This is a genomic window from Xinfangfangia pollutisoli (genome assembly GCF_020179405.1).
GTDB lineage: Bacteria > Pseudomonadota > Alphaproteobacteria > Rhodobacterales > Rhodobacteraceae > Pseudogemmobacter > Pseudogemmobacter pollutisoli.
Genome location: NZ_JAICBZ010000134.1, coordinates 1 through 6,392, shown reverse-complemented (window position 1 = coordinate 6,392; position 6,392 = coordinate 1). Strand labels below are relative to the sequence as shown.

Here is a 6,392-nt window from a genome sequence, read left to right as displayed (position 1 = left end):
GCCGGGTCACCGCCACCCGCAAGGGCGCCCCCGACGTGTCCAGCAGCACCCGGCTTCCGGGCATCGATTCGACCAGCCGGCCAGAAAGGCGATCGAGACCGCAAGTGTCAGCTTCAGCGCCAGCCCCAGCCGCAGCCCCGGCAGCATCCGCCAGCGCACCAGCGCCCCGGTGACCAGGCCCAGGCCCAAAGCCTGCGACAGCGCAATCGCCGCCAGACCGGCGCGCCGCGCCGCGGCGGGGCGGATGCCGGTCGCCAGATGGCGATGCAGGGTTTCGTCATGGCCGGCGACGGCGGCAAAGCTGAGCGCGGTGAAACCCAGCGCCAGCGCCCAATGCGCCGGCGGCACCTGATGCAGCTGCACAAGGATCGCCTGCGGATCCAGATCGCCCAGCCGGTCCAGCAGCAGCAGGCTGAAGGCCAGCGCCGCCACCAGGCCCAGCACCGGCCGCCAGCCGCCCTTCAGCGCCGGTTCGGCCCTGAGCGCCTGAATGACCTCGGCAATCCGCTGCAGCATGCGCCCCCCTTTCGGCCCTTGCGGAAGGGGTAACAGAGGGGCGGTGCAGAAACGGTTAAGACCGCCCCGCCGCAGCGCGACGGATCTGCGGAAGCGGGATCAGATCTCTTCCATCAGTTGCGCCTTGGCGACCGACATCAGTTCGGTCAGCTTGGCGCGCACCTCTTCGGCCGAGGCCTTGCCGGCCAGGTCGGCCACGACCTTGCGCACGACATCCTCGCTGCCGGCCTCGACGATATCCGCCGCCACCACGTCGCGCGCATAGGCTTCGGCCGCATCGCCGCTTTTGCCCATCAGCCCCGCGGCCCAAAGCCCCACCAGCTTGTTGCGCCGGGCTTCGGCCTTGAAGGCCATCTCGCTGTCATGGGCGAATTTCGCCTCGAAGGATTTTTCGCGATCTTCAAAGGTGGTCATGACGTCCCCCCGGGCAGGAATGCTGTTCAAGGCTGTTCACCGTCATATGCCCAGCGCGGGCCCGCACTGCAAGGGCAAAGCCGCGCAAACCCGCCGCAGGCGACAGCCGAATCACCGCTTCCGCCCGGCCGCCCCGGGACCCGCCCCCGCCAGCCGGCGCAGCCCCCCTTCTGCGGCCGCCTTGCAGCGGGCTTCCCCTTGGCTTATAGGCCAATCCTGACCGGGGCGCGCGCGAACGCAGATGGCTGCGCCGCCCCTTTTTCCGTCCTTCGCTGGGAAAGATCATGGCACGTCGCAAGAAGGTCTATGAAGGCAAGGCCAAGATTCTTTTCGAGGGCCCCGAGCCCGGAACGCTGATCCAGTACTTCAAGGATGACATTTCGACCGCCACCGTCGCCCCGATCTCGACCGCGACCGAGGGCAAGGGCGTGCTGAACAACCGCCTGTCGGAATTCTTCATGACCGGGCTGAACGCGATCGGGGTGCCCACGCATTTCATCCGCCGGCTGAACATGCGCGAGCAACTGGTCCGCATGGCCGAGATCGTGCCGCTGGAAGTGGTGGTGCGCAATTTCGCCGCAAGCGGGCTGACCGAGCGCCTGGGCATTCCCGAAGGCACGCCCCTGCCCCGCCCGATCGTCGAATATTACTACAAGGACGACAATCTGGGCACGCCGCTGGTGTCCGAGGAACATATCATCGCCTTCAACTGGGCCAACCAGCAGGATCTGGACGATATCGTCGCGCTGGCGCTGCGGGTGAACGATTTCCTGTCCGGGGTGATGCTGGGCGTCGGCGTGCGGCTGATGGATTTCCGCCTGGAAGTCGGCCGGATCTGGGAGGGCGATTTCATGCGCCTGATCGTCGCCGACGAGATCAGCCCCGATTCCATGCTGCTGTGGGATCTGCGCCAGACCGAGCGCGCCGATGGCTCGATGCCCGACCCCGCGCCGCTGCAGGATGTCTATACCGAACTCGCCCGGCGTCTGGGGGTGCTGCCCTCGAACGTCACCCATGCCACCAAGCCCTCGCTGATCAACTGAGCCGGAGAGCAAGATGAAAGCCCGCGTCACCGTCATGCTGAAATCCGGTGTCCTCGACCCGCAGGGCGAGGCGATCCGCCATGCGCTGGGATCCCTGGGCTTTTCCGGCGTCGAGGGCGTGCGCCAGGGCAAGGTGATCGAGCTGGATCTGGCGGGCGATGACCGCGCCAAGGCCGAGGCCGAGGTGAAGGCCATGTGCGAGAAGCTGCTGGCCAATACGGTGATCGAAAGCTACCGGGTCGAGATCGCCTGAGCCTTCGGGCCGGGCACCGGAATTCCTACGAATTCCGGGCCGATTTTTCGTTGAAAAATCGCGCCCCTAACGGGGCGTGACCTTCAGGCGGATGCCGTCCTTCGCCCGCACGGTCAGATGCGCGACCGGCATCGGATCGGCGCCCGCGATCCGCCCGAAGCGGAACGCCCGCACCAGCATCGCCAGCAGCAACACGCCTTCCACCATGGCAAAGCCCGCCCCGGTGCAGACCCGCGGCCCGGCCGAGAACGGCATATAGGCCTCGCGCGCCGAGACCCGCGCCGCCTCGCCCCCCCAGCGGTCGGGATCGAAAGCGTCCGGCTCGGCCCAAAGCCGTTCATGCCGGTGCAGATGCCAGGGCGACAGCACGACCTGCGCGCCCTTGGCCACCTTGCGGCCGCGGAACTCTTCCGGGCAGCGGTTTTCGCGCACCAGCATCGGCACGGGCGGGTAAAGCCGCAGCGTCTCACGGAAGACGTCGCGGGTCAGGCGCAGCCGGTTGACGTCGGAAAACTCGGGGGCATCGCCCAGGGCCGCCGCCTCCTGCGCCACCCGATCCTGGATCGCGGGGTCCAGCGCCAGCAGATACAGTGCCCAACCCAGGGCCGAGGCGCTGGTCTCATGCCCGGCCAGAAAGAAGATCGCCACCTGATCGACCATTTCCGCCGGCGTGAAGCCCTGGCCCGTCACCGGGTCGCGCGTGGTCATGATCTTGGTCGCCAGATCGTCGGGCGCCGTGCCGGCGGCGATCTCGGCCGCGCGTGCCTCGGTCAGCCGGGTGATCAGCGCGCGGATCGCCGCGGCCGAGGCCCGGGTCGCCCGGCGGTGAAAGCGCGGCATCCAGCGCGGCAGCGGCAGGAAGGCCGCCAGGTTCAGGATCGGCTGGCTGCGCTGGTAGCGGCGGAACTCTTGAAACACGGCCGAGGCGATCTCATGCTCGATCGGGATCGAGAACAGGGTGCGGAAGATCACATCCGCCGCGGCATGGCTGGCCTGTTCTTCAACCTCGACCATACCCGCGGTTGCGCCCGCGCTGCCCCAGGCGCTGGCCGCCATCCGCGCCACCGCGGCCTGCGCCGCCGCGACCATGGCCGGAAAGGTTTCCTTCAGCCGCCCGCCTTCGAAGGCCGGGTCGATGATCCGGCGCTGGCGCTTCCAGGTCTCGCCATTGGTGACGAAGACCGACTGGCCCAGCAGCACCCGCAGCCCTTCGCCCACCCGGTCGGATTTCGGGAAATCATCGGGCCTTTCGTTCAGCACCAATCGGATCAGCGCCGGGTCATTGACCATGTAGCTGCGGAAAAACGGCGTGCGGAACTCGGCCATCCAGGCGCGATACAGCCGCGCGGGCTGGGCCGACAGGATGTCGCGCCGAAAGAGCCGCAGATAAGTCAGAAGCGAGACGCGATCCGCCCGGGCCGGCGGTTTCGGAGGATGCACAGGACAAGTCATGCCACGCTTGTAAACCCGTTCACCGGCTTTTCGATGCGGCTTTTCGACGGGGTCCGGCCGGCGAATCTTTCGCCCAGGGTCAGCGGGCCGGCCGTGACCCGGAAATAGTCATATTCGCCCGGCGCCCCGGTCAGCGCGTCGAAGGCGCAGAGATACTGGAAATGCAGCCGGAACCAGCGCCGCCGCAGCGCCTGCCATTTCGCCGGGCTCAGCGTCCGGGTGAAGGCAGCCGAGATCACCAGCGGCCAGCGCTTGCCCTGGGGCGCCATGCCCGAGACGCTGACCGGATCGCACAGCGCGAAGGCGCAGCCATCGCCCGGCGCCGTCACGTCGACCCAGGTCAGTTCCGCGCGCGCGGACAGATAGCGCAGATCGGCGCGCAACCGTTTGGCCTCGGGCAGGAAAGACACCATCGGCACGACCTGGCCCAGCGACAGGAAGGACAGCGCGGGCCCGGCCTTGGGCAGCCCGTCGCGGATCAGATCGGCCAGGATCGACACGCCCAGATGCGCGCCCGAGGAATGGCCGACGACCAGCACCTCGTCGAATCCCTGATCCAGCGCGGCGCGGATCTGCTTGCAGAAATCGGACATCCGCGCCTCAAGATCCGGCGGATTTGCCCCCTTCGACTGTGCCGAATAGGCGTAATCATGCATCAGATACCAGGCGAAGACCTTGTTGTCCTTGGCACGGAACCAGCGCAGCCCGCCCGCGACGATCAGACCGAAGGCCAGTACGCCCACCGACCAGTGCAGATATTCGGCCGCCAGCCCGGCCACCACCCCGCCCAGAACCAGGCAAAGCAGCAATTGCAGGATCAGGAAGACGATCGGATACAGTGCCGCGATCATCGGGCCCTTGCGCAGCCGCATCAGCCGAAACAGCGCGCCCGAGCCGATATAGGCCCAGGCCGTTCGCACCAGCTGAAGATAGGTGGCCGGAATGCTGTTCGACATGCTGCCACGCACGATATCGGACCAGACCAGCACCTCGACATCGGCCTCGACCCGGGCGCCCTCGACCTTGGCGCTGACATGCCAGCCATAGGGGCCCTTGGTGGTCTTGGGCTTCAGCGCCAGATCATAGCCCGCCAGCGCCGCCTGCTCGGCGCCCTCGCGACGGTACAATTCGCGGTAGCGGCGCGGATGGATCGGGTCATAGCCCGGAATATAGAAGACCCGGCGGCGAAACAGCTTCGCCGCGGTGTCCGACTGGGTCTGATCGACAGGTTCCAGCTTCACCCCATCCTCCTGCGCCGCAGGATGGCCGAAGAATCGGGCCGAAATAAGAGGGAAACGGAGCGGCGGCGCGCCCCTAGCCCAGAAGCGGGATGCCCAGCCGGTCCATGGCGTCCAGCATCCAGCCCGCGAAGATCGAGAAGGATCCGGTGAACATCACCGCACCCACGACAAGCAACAGCAGCCCCATCGCCACCTCGATCTTGCGCAGATGCGGCTTGATCTTCTTCATCACCCCGATCGCCTGGGTGATGAACAGCGCCGACAGCAGGAAGGGCAGGCCCAGGCCGATGGAATAGATGCCCAAGAGATAGGTGCCGCGGGCCACATCCGCCTCACGCGCGGCCAAGGTCAGGATGCCCGACAGGATCGGGCCGTTACAGGGCGTCCAGCCCGCCGCGAAGGCCAGGCCCAGCACGAAGGCGCCCAGCGCCGAGCCGCCCTGGTCGCCCGCATCCAGCCGCGCCTCGCGCATCAGGAAGGGAATGCGGAAGACGCCGATGAAATGCAGCCCGAAGGTGATGACGATCAGGCCTGCGATGCGGTTGAACCATTCCTGATTGCTCAGAACGAAGGTCCCGAAGGCCGAGGCGGCAAAGCCCAGAAGCAGGAAGATCGTCGACAGGCCCAGCACGAAGAACAGCGCCGGCAGGATCACCCGCTTGCGCGCCTCGGACGGGCCGGTCATCTCGCCCATGGAAATCCCGCCCATATAGGCCAGATAGGGCGGCACCACCGGCAGCACGCAGGGCGACAGGAAGGACAGCAAGCCCCCCGCCAGCGCAAGCGCCGTGGCCAAGGCCAGCCCCGCATCAAGAATGTCGAACCCGAACATGGCCCCTCCGTTTCCGCCTTCTAGCGCGGCGGGGCGCCCGCGTCACCGCGGCACACGGTCACTTTGCCGGGAAGGCTTGTCACACGGCGCGGGCGCGCATAGGCAATCGGCATGCGCGACTGGGACCATGAGATCGATTGCGAGGGGCTGCTGTGCCCGCTGCCGGTGCTGCGCGCGCGCAAGCGGCTGATGGCGCTGGCCCCCGGGCAGGTGCTGTGCGTGCGCGCGACCGACGGGATGGCAGCGGTGGACCTGCCGCATTTCTGCGCCCAGGCCGGGCATGCCTATCTGGGCGCACGGGACCAGGGCGGGGTGACCCTGCATCTGATCCGCGCCGGGGGGTAAGGCGCGGCGCGGATCTTGACAGCGAAAAGACAAAGGGGGCCGCGCGGGCCCCCCTTTTCCTTGGCGGTTCAGCGCGACCACCAGCCCTTGCGCCGCGGCTTCGCCGTGCCGTCATCGGCCTCGGCTTCCGGTTCGGCCAGCGCCGTCTCGGCCTCGCCCGGATCGGGCTGGACCGTGTCGGCCACGGCCGGGCCCGGATCGACGGCCAGGGGCGGCAGTTCGGGCGCAGGCGCCGGCGCGACGACAGGCGCGGGCTCGGCTTCTGCCGGGGCTTCCGCCGCGGGCACCTGAGCCGC

The 6,392-nt window shown here is 67.9% G+C and carries 9 protein-coding genes; 3 read left to right on the top strand and 6 right to left on the bottom strand.

The features are described from left to right. Positions 1–6 precede the first annotated feature (6 nt). Positions 7–516, bottom strand: coding sequence for a hypothetical protein (locus K1Y73_RS21020; RefSeq protein WP_225030323.1), 510 nt, complete (start codon positions 514–516; stop codon positions 7–9). Between the two features lie 99 nt (positions 517–615). Beyond that, complete coding sequence (locus tag K1Y73_RS21015) at positions 616–930, bottom strand: DUF1476 domain-containing protein (RefSeq protein ID WP_225030322.1); 315 nt, start codon at positions 928–930, stop codon at positions 616–618. 284 nt (positions 931–1,214) lie between these two features. Between K1Y73_RS21015 and K1Y73_RS21010 the strand changes: the two genes are divergently transcribed. Beyond that, positions 1,215–1,973 carry a phosphoribosylaminoimidazolesuccinocarboxamide synthase gene (locus K1Y73_RS21010; RefSeq protein ID WP_225030321.1) on the top strand — a complete coding sequence of 253 codons (759 nt, stop codon included), beginning with the start codon at positions 1,215–1,217 and terminating at the stop codon, positions 1,971–1,973. A 13-nt stretch (positions 1,974–1,986) separates the two neighbouring features. Beyond that, complete coding sequence (gene purS, locus K1Y73_RS21005; RefSeq protein WP_225030320.1) at positions 1,987–2,226, top strand: phosphoribosylformylglycinamidine synthase subunit PurS; 240 nt, start codon at positions 1,987–1,989, stop codon at positions 2,224–2,226. A gap of 66 nt (positions 2,227–2,292) precedes the next feature. On the opposite strand, the gene K1Y73_RS21000 is transcribed toward purS, so the two are convergent. From K1Y73_RS21000 to K1Y73_RS20990, 3 genes are all read right to left on the bottom strand, one after another. Then, positions 2,293–3,666 carry a cytochrome P450 gene (locus K1Y73_RS21000; RefSeq protein WP_225030319.1) on the bottom strand — a complete coding sequence of 458 codons (1,374 nt, stop codon included), beginning with the start codon at positions 3,664–3,666 and terminating at the stop codon, positions 2,293–2,295. Positions 3,667–3,674: 8 nt separating this feature from the next. After that, positions 3,675–4,919 carry a hypothetical protein gene (locus K1Y73_RS20995; RefSeq protein WP_225030317.1) on the bottom strand — a complete coding sequence of 415 codons (1,245 nt, stop codon included), beginning with the start codon at positions 4,917–4,919 and terminating at the stop codon, positions 3,675–3,677. 73 nt (positions 4,920–4,992) lie between these two features. Next, positions 4,993–5,751, bottom strand: a complete 759-nt coding sequence (locus K1Y73_RS20990; protein WP_225030315.1) for a cytochrome c biogenesis CcdA family protein — start codon at positions 5,749–5,751, stop codon at positions 4,993–4,995. 111 nt (positions 5,752–5,862) lie between these two features. Between K1Y73_RS20990 and K1Y73_RS20985 the strand changes: the two genes are divergently transcribed. Continuing rightward, positions 5,863–6,096 (top strand): sulfurtransferase TusA family protein, encoded by a 234-nt coding sequence (locus K1Y73_RS20985; RefSeq protein ID WP_225030314.1) that lies wholly within the window; start codon positions 5,863–5,865, stop codon positions 6,094–6,096. Positions 6,097–6,164: 68 nt separating this feature from the next. Here the strand turns inward: K1Y73_RS20985 and K1Y73_RS20980 are convergent. After that, the coding region (locus K1Y73_RS20980) for a hypothetical protein (RefSeq protein ID WP_225030312.1) at positions 6,165–6,392 on the bottom strand (228 nt) is incomplete at its 5' end.

What these genes read in the sequence shown, in the direction of transcription:
- K1Y73_RS21020 (WP_225030323.1), bottom strand. Translation starts at nt 516, where the DNA reads ATGCTGCAGCGGATTGCCGAGGTCATTCAGGCGCTCAGGGCCGAACCG.
- K1Y73_RS21015 (WP_225030322.1), bottom strand. Translation starts at nt 930, where the DNA reads ATGACCACCTTTGAAGATCGCGAAAAATCCTTCGAGGCGAAATTCGCC.
- K1Y73_RS21010 (WP_225030321.1), top strand. Translation starts at nt 1,215, where the DNA reads ATGGCACGTCGCAAGAAGGTCTATGAAGGCAAGGCCAAGATTCTTTTC.
- purS (WP_225030320.1), top strand. Translation starts at nt 1,987, where the DNA reads ATGAAAGCCCGCGTCACCGTCATGCTGAAATCCGGTGTCCTCGACCCG.
- K1Y73_RS20990 (WP_225030315.1), bottom strand. Translation starts at nt 5,751, where the DNA reads ATGTTCGGGTTCGACATTCTTGATGCGGGGCTGGCCTTGGCCACGGCG.
- K1Y73_RS20985 (WP_225030314.1), top strand. Translation starts at nt 5,863, where the DNA reads ATGCGCGACTGGGACCATGAGATCGATTGCGAGGGGCTGCTGTGCCCG.